The organism is Microcystis sp. M090S1 (assembly GCF_020246295.1).
Classification (GTDB): domain Bacteria; phylum Cyanobacteriota; class Cyanobacteriia; order Cyanobacteriales; family Microcystaceae; genus Microcystis; species Microcystis aeruginosa.
This window is the reverse complement of record NZ_JADBTF010000415.1, coordinates 1-17,511: the sequence shown is the minus strand read 5'-3', so window position 1 is coordinate 17,511 and position 17,511 is coordinate 1. Positions and strand designations below refer to the sequence as shown.

The 17,511-nt window shown below is 42.9% G+C and carries 21 protein-coding genes; 7 read left to right on the top strand and 14 right to left on the bottom strand.

What is annotated here, in order from left to right:
* Positions 1 to 3: 3 nt before the first annotated feature.
* Positions 4 to 2,262: an AAA-like domain-containing protein gene (locus tag IM477_RS18395; protein WP_287732975.1), complete on the top strand. Its 2,259-nt coding sequence runs from the start codon at positions 4 to 6 to the stop codon at positions 2,260 to 2,262.
* Positions 2,263 to 2,273: 11 nt separating this feature from the next.
* Here the strand turns inward: IM477_RS18395 and IM477_RS18390 are convergent, their stop codons facing one another.
* The 3 genes from IM477_RS18390 to clpS are packed head-to-tail and all read right to left on the bottom strand — an operon-like array spanning position 2,274 to position 4,954.
* Entirely contained in the window at positions 2,274 to 3,791 is a 1,518-nt protein-coding gene (locus IM477_RS18390) for an ammonium transporter (protein WP_287732974.1), read from the bottom strand.
* Positions 3,792 to 3,843: 52 nt separating this feature from the next.
* Positions 3,844 to 4,674: a CPBP family intramembrane glutamic endopeptidase gene (locus tag IM477_RS18385; protein ID WP_287693288.1), complete on the bottom strand. Its 831-nt coding sequence runs from the start codon at positions 4,672 to 4,674 to the stop codon at positions 3,844 to 3,846.
* The gene (gene clpS, locus IM477_RS18380; protein WP_002738526.1) at positions 4,667 to 4,954 is read right to left on the bottom strand and encodes an ATP-dependent Clp protease adapter ClpS; all 288 of its coding nucleotides are present in this window, start codon (positions 4,952 to 4,954) and stop codon (positions 4,667 to 4,669) included. The genes IM477_RS18385 and clpS overlap by 8 nt, the downstream gene beginning before the upstream one ends.
* 199 nt (positions 4,955 to 5,153) lie before the next feature.
* On the opposite strand from clpS, the gene IM477_RS18375 reads away from it, so the two are divergent.
* From IM477_RS18375 to IM477_RS18360, 4 genes are all read left to right on the top strand, one after another.
* Positions 5,154 to 5,654 carry a hypothetical protein gene (locus IM477_RS18375; RefSeq protein ID WP_287732973.1) on the top strand — a complete coding sequence of 167 codons (501 nt, stop codon included), beginning with the start codon at positions 5,154 to 5,156 and terminating at the stop codon, positions 5,652 to 5,654.
* Positions 5,655 to 5,810: 156 nt separating this feature from the next.
* The gene (locus IM477_RS18370; RefSeq protein WP_002755355.1) at positions 5,811 to 6,008 is read left to right on the top strand and encodes a hypothetical protein; all 198 of its coding nucleotides are present in this window, start codon (positions 5,811 to 5,813) and stop codon (positions 6,006 to 6,008) included.
* A gap of 3 nt (positions 6,009 to 6,011) precedes the next feature.
* The gene (locus tag IM477_RS18365; RefSeq protein ID WP_287732972.1) at positions 6,012 to 6,278 is read left to right on the top strand and encodes a type II toxin-antitoxin system RelE family toxin; all 267 of its coding nucleotides are present in this window, start codon (positions 6,012 to 6,014) and stop codon (positions 6,276 to 6,278) included.
* A 174-nt stretch (positions 6,279 to 6,452) separates the two neighbouring features.
* Positions 6,453 to 8,606, top strand: coding sequence for a tetratricopeptide repeat protein (locus IM477_RS18360; protein ID WP_502866549.1), 2,154 nt, complete (start codon positions 6,453 to 6,455; stop codon positions 8,604 to 8,606).
* Between the two features lie 466 nt (positions 8,607 to 9,072).
* Here IM477_RS18360 and rpmE read toward each other — a convergent pair whose 3' ends face one another.
* The 11 genes from rpmE to IM477_RS18305 form a co-directional block, all read right to left on the bottom strand.
* Entirely contained in the window at positions 9,073 to 9,306 is a 234-nt protein-coding gene (rpmE, locus tag IM477_RS18355; RefSeq protein WP_002760058.1) for a 50S ribosomal protein L31, read from the bottom strand.
* Positions 9,307 to 9,325: 19 nt separating this feature from the next.
* Positions 9,326 to 9,739, bottom strand: a complete 414-nt coding sequence (gene rpsI, locus IM477_RS18350; protein ID WP_002760057.1) for a 30S ribosomal protein S9 — start codon at positions 9,737 to 9,739, stop codon at positions 9,326 to 9,328.
* A 4-nt stretch (positions 9,740 to 9,743) separates the two neighbouring features.
* Positions 9,744 to 10,199 carry a 50S ribosomal protein L13 gene (rplM, locus tag IM477_RS18345; protein ID WP_002735375.1) on the bottom strand — a complete coding sequence of 152 codons (456 nt, stop codon included), beginning with the start codon at positions 10,197 to 10,199 and terminating at the stop codon, positions 9,744 to 9,746.
* A 123-nt stretch (positions 10,200 to 10,322) separates the two neighbouring features.
* Positions 10,323 to 11,153: a tRNA pseudouridine(38-40) synthase TruA gene (gene truA, locus IM477_RS18340; RefSeq protein ID WP_190380505.1), complete on the bottom strand. Its 831-nt coding sequence runs from the start codon at positions 11,151 to 11,153 to the stop codon at positions 10,323 to 10,325.
* Between the two features lie 2 nt (positions 11,154 to 11,155).
* Complete coding sequence (gene rplQ, locus IM477_RS18335) at positions 11,156 to 11,506, bottom strand: 50S ribosomal protein L17 (protein WP_024970315.1); 351 nt, start codon at positions 11,504 to 11,506, stop codon at positions 11,156 to 11,158.
* 21 nt (positions 11,507 to 11,527) lie between these two features.
* Positions 11,528 to 12,469, bottom strand: a complete 942-nt coding sequence (locus IM477_RS18330) for a DNA-directed RNA polymerase subunit alpha (protein ID WP_158200657.1) — start codon at positions 12,467 to 12,469, stop codon at positions 11,528 to 11,530.
* Positions 12,470 to 12,661: 192 nt separating this feature from the next.
* A complete protein-coding gene (gene rpsK, locus IM477_RS18325; RefSeq protein WP_002735413.1) occupies positions 12,662 to 13,054 on the bottom strand; it encodes a 30S ribosomal protein S11 in 393 nt (130 codons plus the stop codon).
* Between the two features lie 39 nt (positions 13,055 to 13,093).
* Entirely contained in the window at positions 13,094 to 13,477 is a 384-nt protein-coding gene (gene rpsM, locus IM477_RS18320; protein ID WP_002735415.1) for a 30S ribosomal protein S13, read from the bottom strand.
* A gap of 93 nt (positions 13,478 to 13,570) precedes the next feature.
* A complete protein-coding gene (gene rpmJ / locus IM477_RS18315; protein ID WP_012593611.1) occupies positions 13,571 to 13,684 on the bottom strand; it encodes a 50S ribosomal protein L36 in 114 nt (37 codons plus the stop codon).
* A gap of 127 nt (positions 13,685 to 13,811) precedes the next feature.
* Complete coding sequence (gene infA / locus IM477_RS18310; RefSeq protein ID WP_002737109.1) at positions 13,812 to 14,042, bottom strand: translation initiation factor IF-1; 231 nt, start codon at positions 14,040 to 14,042, stop codon at positions 13,812 to 13,814.
* A 441-nt stretch (positions 14,043 to 14,483) separates the two neighbouring features.
* Positions 14,484 to 14,750, bottom strand: a complete 267-nt coding sequence (locus IM477_RS18305; protein ID WP_002736524.1) for a YciI family protein — start codon at positions 14,748 to 14,750, stop codon at positions 14,484 to 14,486.
* Between the two features lie 159 nt (positions 14,751 to 14,909).
* Here IM477_RS18305 and IM477_RS18300 point away from each other — a divergent pair, with 159 nt between their 5' ends.
* Positions 14,910 to 15,461: a 2'-5' RNA ligase family protein gene (locus IM477_RS18300; RefSeq protein ID WP_287732967.1), complete on the top strand. Its 552-nt coding sequence runs from the start codon at positions 14,910 to 14,912 to the stop codon at positions 15,459 to 15,461.
* Positions 15,462 to 15,609: 148 nt separating this feature from the next.
* Complete coding sequence (gene glcD, locus IM477_RS18295) at positions 15,610 to 17,076, top strand: glycolate oxidase subunit GlcD (RefSeq protein ID WP_287732965.1); 1,467 nt, start codon at positions 15,610 to 15,612, stop codon at positions 17,074 to 17,076.
* Positions 17,077 to 17,511: the final 435 nt, after the last annotated feature.

The window sequence follows — 17,511 nt, the reverse complement described above, 5'->3', positions numbered from 1 at the left end:
GCTATGGCGACCAATTTTTATTATGTTGGAGGCAGCGTTCCCCTAGATGCACCTAGTTATATCAAGCGGGAAGCAGATGATATATTTTATAACTATCTAAAAAATGGACAGTATTGCTATGTGTTAAATTCCCGTCAAATGGGAAAATCAAGTTTGTGGGTACAGACACAAAAACGACTGCAAGAGGATAATATTGACTGTGCTACCATTGATTTGAGTGGTCTAGGAAAAAACATCTCCGAAGATATTTGGTATCGAGTATTATTTGAGCAACTGGTTAAACGGTTTGATCTTTCTATTCGGGGAAAAGAGCAAACTTGGTGGGATGAACGAGCCTATAAATCAGCTATTAATCGTCTTGATGAATTTGTTGAGGAAATTCTCTTAAAGGAGATATACCAACCTATTGTTATCTGTTTCGATGAAATTGATAGCGTTCTGAGTTTAAAATTTTCCACAGATGATTTCTTTGCTTGGCTGCGTAGCTGTCATGAAAAACGTCCCCATAATAGGGATTACCAACGTCTAACCTTTTGTATGTTGGGGGTAGCGGCAGTTTCTAACTTTATTCTAGATAATAATCGTAGTCCTTTTAATATTGGTCAAGATATTCGATTATCTGGATTTACTATAAAGGATGCCAGAAAACTTGCCGAGGGATTGCAGGACAAAGTTATCGCACCAGAACGGGTTTTAGAGGAGGTTATAGACTGGACAGGTGGACAACCGTTTTTAACTCAAAAAATTTGTCATTTAATCTCCACATCTCGCCCTGAATTTGGCAAGGAATCCCCAGCAACCCCGATTAATGTCGGCGATTTTATCCAGTCGCAAGTAATTAGTAACTGGGTATCTCAAGATAGTCCAGAACACCTAAAAACTATTCGGAATCGTTTATTAAATAAGCGTGTCACGGGTAGAAGAATGCTGAAGCTTTACCTAGAAATTTTAAAAAATGGTGAAATTACCGATGATGGTAGTCCCGATCAAATAGAATTACGCTTAACAGGATTGGTAGTTGAAGACCGACAAAAGTTAAAAGTTTATAATAAGATTTATAGAAATGTTTTTAATGAAACTTGGGTGACAACGGAATTAAATAAAATCCCTCCATACATTGAAAAGTACGAAGTTTGGTTAAATTCAGGGGAAGATGCTAGTAAACTTCTTTCTGATCAAGATTTAGCAGAAGCTTTAACTTGGAGTGAAAATCAAGATATTAATGAGTCAGAAAAGCGTTTTTTAGAGTTAAGTGAAATCGCAGCCAAACGAAAAGCACAGATAGCACGTCAAGGGGAAGCACATCAACTGGCTGAAAAACAATTAACGCCCAAATTTGAGGAGAATCAACGAGCAGCTTTAATTGAGGAAACTTTAGCTTGGACGGGTGGTAACTTGGAGTTAACGGAAATAGTTATCGGTTTGCTAATCGACAATAAAAATGAGTTGCGGAAAGGAGAAGAAAAACCAGTAATTGAACAATTGATTCAGAAGAATATCGTAGAAAATTGGTTACAAAATAAAGCGGCAGCTCATCTTCAGAAAATACAAAACAGTCTCTTAACTCCTGATAAAAATGTTAGGTCAACATTAGAAATTTATCAAGACATTTTGCAGGGGAGAGTCTTTGCTGATAATAAACCAGAAAAATTGGCACTTCAGCAAGCAGAATTAGTGATTAAGAATGATTATTATCTAGAAGTGACCAATCGAATTTATAAAGAAGTATTTAATTTTAAATGGGTTAGACAGGAATTAGAAAAATTAGTTGATGTGGAGAATTCTCCTGCTGGTTTAACTAAAATATTATCTTTCTTGGCACTATTAGGCTTTCTTGGATTTACTTTCTTGTCATTCAAGACTCCTGAAAAGACTCCTAATGGCGTGGAGACACCCTCACCATCACCTAGTATTCCAGAAATTTGTGCTAAACGAGATGAGAATATTACCTTAAAAGAGAATATTCAACAACTGCAAGACTTGAAAAGGAAACAAGGTGATCAGTTTCCTGAAAAGTGTGGGACTCAATTAACTGAATTAAGGTTAATTCAGCAAGCAGTAGGACTAGCTGCCAATAATTTTGTGGCTAATGTGCCGGGTAGAGAAGGTGGTTTTGAAATTTTGTGCAAAATCCCCCCAACTTCTGATAACTTTAAAGAAGCTCAATCTTGGGCAAAGACTTGGTATAAGGATAGAGCTTGGAAATCGGATATCGATCGAGCTTTGCAAGATAATCCAAATTGCCAAAAACTTATTGAATAAACATTAATTTTTCAATCACTAAATACCCCATCGCTACCCGTTAATTCCTCGGATAATGATACTCGGATTCCTTCCCTTCCCCGTGACCAAACTAGAGAGAATAGGTCAGAAACATTGAAGGATTGACTCCTGATAACAGGAGAAAAATTAACCTGTGGATTCTTTTGACGTAAAACAATTACTTGCGTATAATAGAGGAGATTGCCAATAATTAGCCAGAGAATTAAACTAAAAATAAAAGTAAATGCCATGACTACAATCCATCCAAAAAATTGAAAAGCGACTTGAGATATAGGACTATCCTGTGTTAATCCATTGGCGAATTCTCCGGCATCTTTATTACTAAAGAAACCCACCGCTATTGTTCCCCAAAAACCACAAAAAAGATGTACTGGAATTGCTCCCACTGGATCATCAATTACTTTAGTTTTAATTAAAAATTCTTCTCCTAATAAGACAATAATGCCACTAATGCCACCAATGATAATAGCTGATCTGATATTAACATAACCTGATGATGCCGTGATCCCCACTAATCCCCCTAAAATGCCATTAATAATTGTGGATAAACTGGCTTTGCGACCGATTAAAGGATTAAGAATTAATGCCAAAACTCCCCCAGCAGCAGCGGCAATCATCGTGGTAGTAATTGCCATGGGGACATCATCCAAATTTACCGCCGAACCACCATTAAAACCAAACCATCCTAACCAAATAATTAAACAACCAAGGGTTGCAAATCCTAACTGATGGGGAGCAAAATTTCCCCTTTCTTTTTCTTCATAACAGTCAGTTTTGCAATTATAACCAAAACGTCCATCTCTCGGTTTTAGCAACCAAGCACCCACTAATCCGGCCATTCCTCCCACCGAATGCACCACCGTTGAACCAGCAAAATCTCGAAACTTAAATAAGTTATATAACCATCCTTCCGATGACCAAATCCAATGTCCTGTCAGAGAATAAGAAAAAGCGACTAAAAAGAAACTAAATAGCAAAAATGCCCAAAATTTAACCCTTTCTGCCACTGCTCCCGATACAATGGTCGCCGCAGTTCCCGCAAAAGTTAATTGAAAGAAAAATAAAGTGGCAATTGAACGACCTGGCCACAATTTTTGGAATTGAATGTATTGATTATTAGGGGTTAAAATTTCCAAGAAAAATCCTGTACCACCAGAGAAACTATTTCCCACTTCAGATGTATCACCAAACATTAAACCGAAACCAAACATCCAATAAGCCAAGGCAGAAACACAGAAGACAATTAGGTTTTTAGCTAAGACATTAGTGGCGTTATTAGTACGACAAAAACCCGTTTCCAGCATGGCAAAACCCGCATTCATAAAGAATACTAAAGAGCCGGCTATTAACATCCAGAGATTAGCAACTAAATCCAGAGTAGAACTATTTAAATCTTGTGCTGTGACTTTGCCTACACCGATCAACAGCATGACGATAAGAGAGAAACAAAAAGATAGGATATTACGCAAACGCGGGCGATATTCTAGAAAAGATAATAATCGATTCATCGGCTATAACTCTCATGGGCAATTTCCCCTTTATAGTAATTGATTTAATCCCCTATCGTTCACTCAAAACTGCTTTTTTTCTGATCCAGATAGCGAGAATTGTCAGGAAAAGTAAACCCATCACTCCCGCTAAAGGATTTTTATCGATTCCAGTTAACCAATCGGGAACAGTACCAGTGTATTTAATTAACTGACCCACATTTAATATATAGTATGCCCAGATTAAACCCGCGTGCAGACCGATACTTTTACCCAAACTACCACCACAGGCGCGTTTTGCCCAACCGAGAATCAATCCTAGCAAGACTAAGGCAGGAAATTGGGGAAAAGTGCGGATAATTTCGGCTAAAGGTTTAATAAAGTGGGTAAGAGCGAAAATTAAGGCACTAATCACTAGAGCGATAGCGGGACGATAATCCTTTTCTAATTCTCCCAGTAACCAGCCCCGAAATAGCAATTCTTCCGCAAAACCCACCGCTAAAGCGACTAAAAACCCCTCCAGGATGATTTTGCTGATCTGGGGATTTGCGGGTAAGAAATTTAACCAACCTAGGAACGCTTGGGACAGAAAAAGCGAGAAAGTGAAAAATAAACCGATCGCCAACCCGTTAATTAACTCGATCGGCGTTTTTCTTCGCCAAATCAACCCATAATCGGCTAATCCCTCATCGCCATAAATTGTCCGTCCCCACCAATGGGATAACCCCAAAAATTCCAGATAGAGAACAGAAAGGGTCAAAATTGAGACAAGATTGGCATTAGTGGCAAAAAAGTGATAGAGGGGAAGTGCGATCGGCAACCAGAGAAAAAGTAAGAGCAAAATAAAAATTCCCAGTCGCAGGGGGACTGGGTAAGTGGCAATTACCCGCAATCTTTTATTCATCGGGTTCGATACTGCTGGTTAAACCTTTATTTTTCAAGGTTTCACAGTAAAATTCCGCGTGTTCTTGGATGCAGGTAATCACCAAGGCTGTACCATTAGTGTGCGCTTCCATCATGATATCGACTGCTTGGGGTTGCGTCATACCGGCGATCGTTTGCATTAAACTCTGAACCACATACTCCATCGAGTTAAAGTCGTCATTGTGGAGTAAAACGCGATAACGCGGTGCTGGTTTACGGATTGTCGCTGTGGAACGCTTTTCGATGACTTCTGTGGACACCGTGTCTCTCCTTTGAATCTATATCACAAATAAAGGTCAATTACTAATGATCATAATCAAAATTTCCAGATTGAGCTAGGCTTTTTCAGCGATCCGTGAGGGGGTTGGGTGTTGGGGAGTGGGGGGCAGCCAAAGGAATGACATTTCTAGATGGATAGATCATAATTAAATTAACCCTGTAATTTAACCTTATTTCTCTATGTCTGCTGGCGAATTACAAAATCTCGATAAAAATATTCAACGCTTGAAAGAACAATTAGCGGGAATCCGCGATGCGTGGACAGGTGCGCGTCCAGAAGATAAAGTTCTTTTGCAGCAACGCATAAACGATAAGCGCATAGAAATTAAAAAATTGGAACGAGAAAAATGGGATTTAGTCGCCAGCGAGAGTCAAGAAGCATCTTTTCCTGATGCCGAGGTAATGGTAGCAGAAATTGTCACAGAATTGACGGCAATTACCGCAGAACCACCCCCTGAACTTGCTTCTGTACAAATCTTAGAATTATTAAACCAAATTCTAGCTAAACTCAATCAACCAGAGCGATCAGCAGCAGCCAAATTAAAAGCGGCCATATCTACTATACCTCCTTTTGTTTCCCTGACTTACGAGGCGGAATTAGATACTGAGTCAACTTTTAAGCGTTATTTTCCCACATTTAATCGTGCGATTGCAGGGGTGAAAAATCGGCTAAAAAAGTAAGTATTCCCTCTAAAAGCTTGGCCGGTATCGATCGGACAATTAATATTAGTCAATCAGGAATTGGTAATACACAGAACAACATCTTTAATCTGTGAAAACCAAGCCTAGTAAATGTTATCATTGAAAATAGTTATTATCAAAGACAAGAGGTAATTTATGTCAGAATTGCAAGCAGAAGCGTTAAAACCAATATTAAAAGAGTTACTCTATGAGTTATTAATACAAGAAAAGGATTTACTAAAAGAGTTAATTTATGAAGTGCTGGAAGATACGGCCATGGCTAGGGCAATTCAAGAGGGAAAAGATAGTAACAATGTCAGTCGTGATGAAATTTTGACTCTGTTAAAAGAATAAGAGATGAATATTGAATTTCGTAAAAGCTTTGAGACAGATCTACGCAATCTCAAAGATCGTAAAATTAAGCGACAAATTCAGGCAATTATTGAGGAGATAGAATCAGCCAAAAGTTTAACCGAGTTGCGTAATGTCAAAGCGATTCAAGGGTATCGAGGATTTTATCGCATTCGGATTGGGGATTATCGTCTTGGTTTATATTTAGAGCAAGATATTGTCGCCTTGGTTCGTCTTCTACACCGAAAGGAAATGTATCGTTATTTTCCTTAAAAACCTCATTAATATTAATTTTATATTAGATTTATGTTGAGCAAAGATAATAATTTTTAGAGAGAATTAAAAATGAAAATCAATATTGAGCAAGATGGAAATGATAACAATCAAAATAATACTTTTAATCTGAATATTCCCGAACCAAAAGAACGTCAAGCTGTCCCTAGTAATGTGGGCAAAAGTACGGTTAATTTTGTCGGGAGGGAAGATGAGTTAACCTTAATTCATCAGCAATTGCAAACAGAACAAGGGGTGATTGTTTGTGCGGTGGAAGGGTTAGGGGGAATAGGAAAAACCGCTTTAGCTTTGGAATATGCGAAACGATACCAACAGGAATACGCGGCACAATATTGGTTATCCTTGCGACTATCGGGTTTAGCAGAAGAAATAGTTAAATTAGCTGGTCCCTATCTATCTTTACCAGAAATATTGAAAAAAGAATCTTTAGAAAAACAAGTGGACTGGTATTGGCAAAATTGGCTACCTCAGCAGGGAAAATTATTATTAATTCTCGATGATGTCCCCAATATCGACAGAATTCCCGATCGAATGTTACCAAAAGATTCTAGGATTAAGATATTAGTCACCACTAGGGAAAGGTGTCTTAGTACGGAATTTCAGTCTATAGCTTTAGATGTTTTACCCTTAGATAAATGTGTAGAATTATTAACCAAAATTGTTGGTACTGCTAAAGTTGAGCAAGAAAAAGCTTTAGTAGAACAGATTTGTCACGAAATTTTAGGACGCTTAACCTTAGCAGTGGAGTTGGTGGGGGAATATTTAGCGAAAAATCGTCATTTAAAGTTTAGCCATTTACGCGATAAATTAAATTTAGCTCATACTGCTTTAACCAAGGAAAGAAACCACAGAGATTATGGACATTTAGGGGTAGCAGCCGCAATTAAAATCAGTTGGGATGATTTAAGTTTTGCTGTTCAAAAAGTGGCAATGCTGTTGAGTTTATTCGCACCGGTGGCTATTGCTTGGACGTTGCTAGAAGATACGGCAAAATCCACAGAAATTACCGAAAGCGAACTAGAAGAAGCGCGGGGACAATTGGATAATTCTCATCTGATGCAACCCGTGGATGAGGACTATTCTTTTTATCGGATTCATCCCCTCGTGAGAGAATTTTTTCAACGGCAATTACAGGAAATTCCTGAGAAAAATTCTCTTTATCGATGCGCTTTTGTGGAAACTTTGTTAACCATTGCCGAAAATATCCCGCAAACCCCCACAAGGGAGATTATTGCAGCGGTAACTCCCGCAATTCCCCATCTGCAACTTGTCAGTCAAACCATGTTAGATGATATTCCCAACCCGGAAGATAATTTAATTCAGGTGTTTCTTGGGTTAGCTTTGTTTTATAAGGGACAGGGAGAATATGATTTAGCAGCAGTTACCTTAACAAAATGTTGTGAAGAAATCCAATCTCGCTTAGGAGAAAACCATCCAATTGTTGCTGACATTCTCAATAATTTAGCAGTGTTATATGAATTCCAAGGCAGATACGCAGAAGGAGAACTGTTGTGTAAGCGCTCCGTTTCTCTGATAAAACAGCGATTAGGAGAAAACCATCCCATTGTTGCTACCAGTGTCAATAATTTAGCACTCTTATATCAATGCCAAGGCAGATACACAGAAGCAGAATCGTTGTATAAGCACTCCCTTTCTCTAAGGGAACAACTATTAGGAGAAAACCATCCCGATGTTGCACAAAGTCTCAATAATTTAGTAGTGCTATACGAATACCAAGGCAGATACGCAGAAGCGGAACCCTTATGTAAGAGATGCCTTTCTCTGATAGAACAGCTATTAGGAGAAAACAATCTCTATTTTGCTACCAGTCTCAATAATTTAGCGGGATTATACTGCTCCCAAGGCAGATACGCAGAAGCGGAACCCTTGTATAAGAGATGCCTTTCTCTGAAAGAACAGCTATTAGTAGAAAACCATCCCGATGTTGCTACCAGTCTCAATAATTTAGCAGGATTGTACCAATTTCAAAGCAGATACATAGAAGCGGAACCGTTGTATAAGCGCTCCCTTTCTCTGAAAGAACAGCTATTAGAAGAAAACCATCCTAGTGTTGCTACCAGTCTCAATAATTTAGCAGAATTATACAAATACCAAGGCAGATACGCAGAAGCGGAACCGTTGTATGTGAGAGCTATTGCTATTTATCAAGAAAGATTAGGAGAAAATCATCCCGATACCCAAAAAGTAAGGCAAAATTTTATGATTCTGTTGTCGCGATTATCCGATGAAGAATTACAGCAAAGATTCCCCGATGAGATAGTTAATCTGTTAAAAAGTATCAGGTAGGTAAAAAAATATATATCTCCTTCCCCGGTTTTACTGGGGAACGCTCAGTTTCCGGGAGATCCTAACCAAGCTTCTCAATCTTCTAGTTCAGAAAAATCGAATAAAGCTGCTGCCTTCCTTTAAATACGCGCAAAAAAGTCCCCTACAACTGACAAAATTTGGTCTTTGCTCTGTATCTTTTATTTGCTTGACTTTTTGAGCAACTTGTGCTAGTAAATCTGGGAGCGAGTCTAAAAATAGGGTGTAGGCAACAGTATGCGATCGCCAATACCGCATCAGATTATACTTCATCTTTATGAGAAAAGCTTTATGAAGACAGGCACTGATGCAAAAGGGAGAATAAATAATCAGTTTTTAATAACCAGATTTAGTATCAGTGCAGAAATAATGACCCTACCAGCCTAAAAATAGCAAAAAACCCGGTGGGAAAATCTCCCCACCGGGTCAAAAAGGCAAAAGTAAAGAATTATTTCTGATCGGCCTTTTTGCTTGACTTATCGCCCATTTTGTACTTACGCAAGAAGCGATCGACCCGGCCCTCCGTATCGATCATCTTCTGGGTTCCCGTATAAAAAGGATGATTACCCGACCAAACCTCCACATGAATTTCTGGTTTTGTCGAACCCACCGTCATCACCAGTTCACCATTACAGATCACCTTAGCTTCCGGATACCAAGTAGGATGAATTTTTTTCGGCATAATAAACCTCTCTATTAACCTAACGTTTCGAGTATTGAGGCGCTTTGCGCGCTTTGTGAAGACCGTATTTTTTCCGTTCCTTCGCCCGGGGATCACGAGTCAGATAACCTTCACTCTTGAGGGGAGGACGATTTTCCGGCGCTAATTGACATAAAGCTCTAGCGACACCCAATTTCACCGCGTCCGCTTGGCCAGTCAAACCACCGCCCTCGGCCTTAACGATGATATCATACTCGTTTTCCAGTCCCAAAGTCTCCAGAGGAGCCTTGATCGTCTGGATATAGGTGGGAATGCGGTTAAAATGGGTTTCTCCATCGCGACCGTTAACGGTAATTGCCCCCGTCCCCGGCACGAGACGCACGGCAGCGACCGCCGATTTGCGTCGTCCCGTTCCCCAATAAACTACCTTATTTTTACTGTCCGTGGCTTGCATTGACTTAATTTCCTCCTGCGGGAATCGTATTAATCGCTAAAACTTCCGGTTGTTGTGCCTGATGGGGATGTTCCGCACCGGCATAAACTTTCAGTTTCGTGAACAATTTCCGACCTAAGCTATTTTTCGGGAGCATTCCCTTAACAGCGTGTTCGATAATCCGTTCGGGAATGCGTTTTTGCAGTTTATCGAAGCTTTCTACCTTCATACCACCCGGTCTGCCGGAGTCGCGGCGATAAACTTTCTGTTGGCGTTTTTTGCCCGTCACCGTCACTTTTTCAGCGTTAATAACAATGACAAAATCCCCCGTATCCAGATGGGGGGTGAAGGTGGCTTTATTTTTGCCCCGTAGAATCATAGCGATCTCGGTGGCCAGACGACCTAGACGCTGATCGGCCGCATCAATGACGTACCATTTCTGCTCTAGAGTCTCTAAATTTGGTAGAGGTGTTTTGTTCATGGTGAGTTTGCCTTGGTTTACAAAAATAATTTTTTTTATTGCCGACCTGGGTGTTGGGGTGTTGGGGTGTTAGGGTGTTGGGGTGTTGGGTTTTAGTTGAAATTCCCCTATTCCCCCATTACCCTATTCCCCTATCCCCTCTGCTCGGAAATAATAAAGAGGCTGAGTCTCGAACCAGACGCTATCGGCAAAGGGAAAATCGGCGTAACCCACCCGCAGTAAACATAGTCCTTTAGCTGGTGCGGCGTATTTGACCAATTCTCGGCGCTGATTGACCCAGATGTCGGTAAAGTTTTCTAGCGATCGCTCACCAGTTCCCACCTCCACCAACATTCCCACCAATAGGCGCACCATCCCGTACAAAAAGCCATTGGCTTGAATTTCCATCTGTACAAACGGCCCTTGACGGTAGCATTCCACCCCTTGTACTTCTACCCAGGAATGGTCACGACTAGAGTTAGCACGGTGAAAGGCGGCCAGATGGTGCTTACCCAATAGGGGCTTTAAGGCCCTGGCCATCAAATCGGCATCGAGGGGACGATGGTAGTAGTGCCAACTAAAGGGGCTAACAAATAGATTGGGGATGGGGTCGGTATAGAGGGTGTAACGATAACGTCGCCAGAGGGCCGAGAAACGGGCGTGCCAGCGATCGGGAACCCGGCCCGAGGCCCGGATGACGATATCGTCATCTAGCCGAGCATTAAGAACCTTAGCCCAATGGGAAGGTGGGATCGGACTCTGCTGCTCGAAATGGGCAACTTGGGCGGCGGCGTGAACACCGCTATCGGTACGTCCGGCCCCGTGCAGAGTGACGTCATGACCGAGAATATCGGCCAGAGCCTTCTCGATTTCTTCCTGCACGCTCCTGTGATCGGGTTGCCGTTGCCAGCCGTGGAAATTAGTTCCCACATACTGGATAACTAGGGCGATCCGCGACTGGTGGCAAGCTGTCATCGTTACATCAGTTCGATAATCGCCATGGGGGCATTATCCCCGCGACGGCGCAGGGTACGCACGACCCTGGTATAACCGCCGTTACGACCGCCATAACGGGCTTGTGCGCCTTCAAACAGGGCGTGAACCAGTTGTTTATCGTAGATGTAGCCCATAGCCTGGCGACGGGCGCTCAGGGAACCGTCTTTAGCTAGGGTGATAATGTGGTCTACCTCTGCTCGCACCGCTTTCGCTTTCGCTAGGGTGGTGGTGATCTGACCGTGGCGAATTAGCTGGGTGGCCAAGCTGCGCAGCAGTGCCTTTCTTTGGTCAGCCGGTAGACCCAATTGAGGCACTTTACATCGATGTCTCATGGTATTTTCCTGGAATTGGGTTTACTTGCTTTTTTCTTGGGGTAGGGTGATGCCTAACCGTTTTTGTAGGGCTTCAATGACTTCTTCAGCCGATTTCTGCCCAAAGTTTTTGATTTCTAAGAGATCTTCTTGGCTGTAATCGAGGAGGTCGGCTACGGTGTTGATCTGCGCTCGCTTCAGGCAATTGTAGGCGCGCACGGATAATTGTAGTTCCTCGATCGGAATTTGGTTTTCTTGGTTGATCTCTTGGTCGTCAAAGTTACCGGAGGATTCGAGGGCGTTGAGATCCTTGAGCGGGTTAAAGAGATTAACTAGCATATCGGCCGCTTGGGAAAGGGCTTCTTTGGGGTTAATGCTCCCGTTTGTCCAAATTTCCAAGAGCAGACGATCTCTAGCTTGACCGCTTTCGGAACGGATATCTTCGACGCTGTAGTTGACTTTGGTTACGGGCATAAAAATCGAGTCGATTTGCAGAAAGTCTAGCGAAGTGGCTTCTTCTTTACTGCGATCGATCGCCCGATAGCCTTTGCCTTTTTCCACGCGAAATTCCATCTCTAGCTTGGCCCCTTCGGCTAGGGTAGCGACGTACTGATTGCGATCGACTATCTCCACTTCTGAAGGTAAATCGAATTGTGCCGCCACTACCGTCGCCGGTCCAGTTGCCACTAAACGCCCGATCTGGGTTTGATTGGTGTAGCTTTTCAGGATGATTTCTTTCATGTTGAGCATGAGTTCCATCACGTCCTCGCGTACTCCCTGGACGGTGGCAAATTCGTGATTGACTCCCGCGATCCGCAGGGCCGTCACGGCCGCCCCTTCCAGATTGGAAATGAGAATCCGTCTCAGGGCATTACCTACGGTCGTACCCTGGCCTCTTTCCAGAGGCTCTAGTACAAATTTACTGTACTGACTCTGATTCTTGTAAGTTTTTGCTTCTACACACTCGATTTGAAATTGCGCCACCGATTGACCTCCCTTGTTCAGTTATCAGTTATCAGTTATCAGTTATCAGTTTTCTTAGCGTTCAGCATTTAACGTTCAGCGTTCAGTTTTTTGATCAGATGGTCTTTGACGACCCGATTCTCCTGCTGATGTGCGAAAAGCTAACGGCTGCCAGCCTCAAGATCCCTGTCACCTGAAAAAGCTGTTCACTGTTTACACTCTCCGGCGTTTGGGAGGACGACAACCATTGTGGGGGATGGGGGTCACGTCCCGAATCAGGGTGATTTCTAATCCTGCTCCTTGCAGGGCCCGGATTGCGGTTTCCCGTCCTGCCCCAGGGCCACTAACCATCACTTCTAGTTGACGCATTCCCTGTTCGATCGCTCGGCGGGCGGCGTTATCGGCGGCGGTTTGGGCGGCGAAGGGGGTTCCTTTTTTGGCTCCTTTAAAACCACTCGATCCCGCCGATGCCCAAGAGATCACATCGCCTTTGGTATCGGCGATCGTGACAATGGTATTGTTGAAGGTCGATTGAATGTGAGCGACTCCGGTAGGAATATTTTTCTTCTGTTTTTTTGGTCCGGTTTTTTTGGTTGGTCGCGCCATAGTTTTTCTTGATTGGGGGATATCGCAATGAATAAAAAATTATTTCTTGGAGGGGGCTTTTTTCTTCCCTGCCACTGTCACCCGACGACCGCGACGGGTCCGCGCATTGGTTCGCGTCCGTTGCCCGCGCACGGGTAATCCTAGCCGATGCCGACGACCTCGATAGGTGCCGATATCGGCGAGGCGTTTGATGTTCATCGCCTCCCAGCGTCTCAAATCCCCCTCGATTTGATAATTTGTTTCGATATAAGTCCGTAGCGCCGCCACGTCTTCATCGCTGAGATCCTTGACCCGAGTGTCAGGGTTAACACCCGTCGCAGATAAGACTTCTTGGGAACGCGATAGACCCACTCCGTAGAGGTAGGTCAGGGCGATTTCCACACGCTTATCGCGAGGTAGGTCTACACCAGCTATCCTTGCCACGCTTTTTCTTTCTCCCTATGAACGATTTTTTTTCCAAAAACGACTACAATTAACGGTAACGATTCTCTGCCCCAAGACAGTGACTTTGGTGGGTTAACCTTGTCTCTGCTTGTGTTTGGGGTTGGAACAAATTACCATGACTCGACCGCGCCGACGGATGACGCGGCACTTTTCGCACATTTTTTTGACAGACGCTCTAACTTTCATGCCTAACTATTCTGGCAACACTGCAAGCTTACTATTATATCAGATTTCTTTTACCCGTGTCACCTATTTTTTTAAAATAAATTTGGCCGCTTATTAGGCTTTTTGGCTTCTCTGCCCCTATTTATCGCTATTTTTTTTGATTTTTCAGGCGATAGGTAATTCTGCCTTTGGTTAGGTCGTAGGGGGTCAGTTCCACTTTGACTCGATCGCCGGGGAGGATTTTGATATAATTACGGCGGATTTTGCCAGATATATGGGCCAAGACGTTGAAACCGTTATCTAAATCCACCCTAAACATGGCGTTGGGCAAGGATTCGGTGACGGTTCCTTCCATTTCGATGAGATCTTGTTTAGACAAAGTTAATTCCTCAATTTCACTAGAGACAATTTAATTTAATGATCGGCAGCATCAACCGTGCTTTTAGCACAATTCCCCCAGTATAGCTTATCAGTTATCAGTGATCAGTAATCAGTAATCAGATGTGAGTTTTCAGTTCACAGCAAAAAAGCTCCCCATCTCCCCACTCCCCCCGCAACGCGCACGAAGTGGTCTCCCCACTCCCCACTCCCCACCCCCATCTCCCCACTCCCAGGCAGTATTAACGAGTAATATTTAGATAATCAACAGCTTAACATTGCTGTGTTTTCACTGATTACTGATACTAAATCCGTTGAGTCTAGGCTACATATCAGGACAGGCACTCATGCAAGAGGCAAGAGGCAAAAGTGTGAATAAATAATCAGTCTTTAATAACCAGATTTAGTATGATTACTGTTCACTGTTCCCTGAAAAGCTGGATTATTCTACGACAATTCGCCATTCATGTAGTTCATATTCCACACAACCATTCTCGATTAAAGGATCGCGAACTATAATTGCTTGAGCCTCCTCAAGAGAATCGGCCTTAAATAATAACATTCCGCCGCCCCTTTCTGCCCAATAACCGGTTTTTGCTGCTCGTCCTTGGCTAATTAAATCACGCACATAGTCCTTATGGGCGCTGACATAGCGATCGAAGGTAGTTTTATCAACAATGCCTTTTTCTATCTTGACAAACCAGGGCATAAATTCTCAGGAGACTAGGACTGATTAACAACCCTATAATTATACCGATTAATCTTGGCCGTCAATGGTGCAATGTAACAGAGCTATACAATTAGCTAGAGTTGTTGAAGATTGCTAGAATCGAGATAATATCTTCATTTCTCTACCTTGCTTGTCTCCATGAATCAACCCCAGGGATCTCTATTTTTTATTGCGCTTTTGCCGCCGCCAGAAGTACAGGAAATTGCCACAAAAATCAAGGTAGAGTTTGCAGAAATTTACAATAGTCGCGCCGCCCTGAAATCGCCTCCCCACGTCACTCTCCAACCCCCTTTCCGGTGGAATTTAGAACAATTACCGGATTTAGAAAGATGTTTAGAGGAATTTGCCCGCTTGCACGCTCCTATTCCCCTAATTCTCCAGAATTTTGCCGCCTTTAAACCGCGAGTCATTTATATTAATGTCCAGAAAACCCCAGAATTATTAACCCTGCAAAAACGGCTTTTACAGCAGCTAGAATCTTCCCTGAATATCATTGATAATGTCTCAAAAAGCCGAGCTTTTTCGCCCCATTTAACCGTTGGCTTCCGAGATTTAACTAAAGATAATTTCTGGAAAGCTTGGTCAAAATATGCTAATCAAGAGCTATTTTTTGAGGTGATGATTAATCAAATTACCCTCCTAATTCATAACGGTAAGCACTGGCAAATTTATCGGCAATTTTCTCTATGAATCTAGACCCTTGCAGGTTTCTATCTACAGAGGAAGGGGTTGTAGTGCTAAAATAGGAGAGAGCAGTTTTTAAAGCTTTATTTCTGGCTTTTTTGCGATATTTTAACCTATAGAGCCATTTTACTGCGACTCCGCCGCCCTGAAACCTATGTTACTCAAAAATCCCCCGAAAATCTCCCCCAATCTGATCAAACAGATAGAAGCGATCCTTGGCAAAGATGGAGTCATCCGTCGCAAAGATGAATTATTAACCTACGAGTGCGATGGTATCACAGGATACAGACAAAGACCCGCTCTTGTGGTACTGCCTCGCAGCACCGCAGAAATTGCGGCGGTGGTGAAACTCTGTCACGATAACGAGATTGCCTGGGTAGCGAGGGGTGCAGGAACGGGCTTATCGGGAGGGGCGTTACCCTTAGAAGAGGGGATTCTCATCGTCACGGCGCGGATGAATCAGATTCTCAGGGTTGATTTAGATAATCAAAGGGTGGTGGTACAGCCCGGGGTGATTAATAATTGGGTGACGCAAGCAGTAAGCGGGGCGGGATTTTATTATGCACCGGATCCCTCTAGTCAAATTATCTGCTCGATCGGCGGTAATGTGGCGGAAAATTCCGGCGGGGTTCACTGTTTAAAATACGGCGTGACTACCAATCACGTTATGGGCTTAAAAATCGTCCTTCCCGACGGTTCAATTATCGATGTGGGGGGTGCGGTACCGGAACAACCGGGCTACGATTTAACCGGTTTATTTGTGGGTTCCGAGGGAACTTTAGGCATCGCCACGGAAATCACCCTAAGAATTCTGAAAACTCCGGAATCTATCTGTGTTTTACTGGCCGATTTTACCAGTATCGAGGCGGCGGGCCAAGCGGTGGCGGATATTATTAAATCGGGAATGATTCCGGCGGGGATGGAGATTATGGATAATCTCAGTATCAACGCCGTGGAAGACGTGGTGGCTACCGGCTGTTATCCCCGGGATGCCGAGTCAGTTTTATTAGTGGAATTGGATGGTTTAGGGGTAGAAGTAACCAGGAATAAGCATCGGGTTGCCGAGATTTGCCGTCAAAATGGGGCGAGAAATATCACCACGGCTAATGATGCGGAAACCCGCTTGAAACTCTGGAAGGGCAGAAAAGCGGCTTTTGCGGCGGCGGGGAAAATTAGCCCTAATTATTTTGTGCAAGATGGGGTGATTCCCCGCACTCAATTGGTGTATGTTCTTCAGGAAATTAAGGCTTTAAGTGAAAAATACGGTTATAAAATCGCCAATGTTTTCCACGCTGGGGATGGCAATTTACACCCGTTGATTCTCTACGATAATAAGGTGGAGGGGGCCTGGGAAGAAGTGGAAGAATTAGGCGGTGAAATTCTCAAACTTTGTGTGCGGGTTGGGGGCAGTTTATCGGGCGAACATGGTATCGGCATCGATAAAAATTGTTATATGCCCGCCATGTTCAACGAGATTGACTTAGAAACTATGGGCTATGTGCGGGACTGTTTTAATCCCAAAGGTTTAGCTAACCCGGGGAAATTATTCCCCACCCCGCGCAGCTGTGGGGAAGCCGCTAATGCCAAAATGCAAGGGTTTGCAGGGGTGGATGTGTTTTAGGTTATCGGCAGTAATAGACCTCTTGCAGAAATCAAAATCGTTGTTAGGGTTAGGAGTCAGTAGCCAGTAGTCAGTAGTCAGGAGAATTAAGAATGAATAACAATCAATTAAATGGTCTATTTACAAATTTTATGCCATTTAATCCTTATTTTTGCTGTTTTTGAACCATGAAAAATTAATTATGCAAGAGGTTTAATGATTTTTCTGACTGATGACTGATACTAAATATGGTTATTAAAGACTGATTATCTATTGCCCCTTTTGCCTATTGCCTATTGCCTCTTGCCTGTCCTAATAACTGGACTTCCCCGTTGACAAAAGGCCATAACCTATGCTGTAGGAGGGATTAAGAGAATTTCCAGCACCCCGTTACTGGGTACAAATCAAGGAAACTCCCAATAAATCTAACGCCTGTTGTTGCAGTTGGGTCGGTCG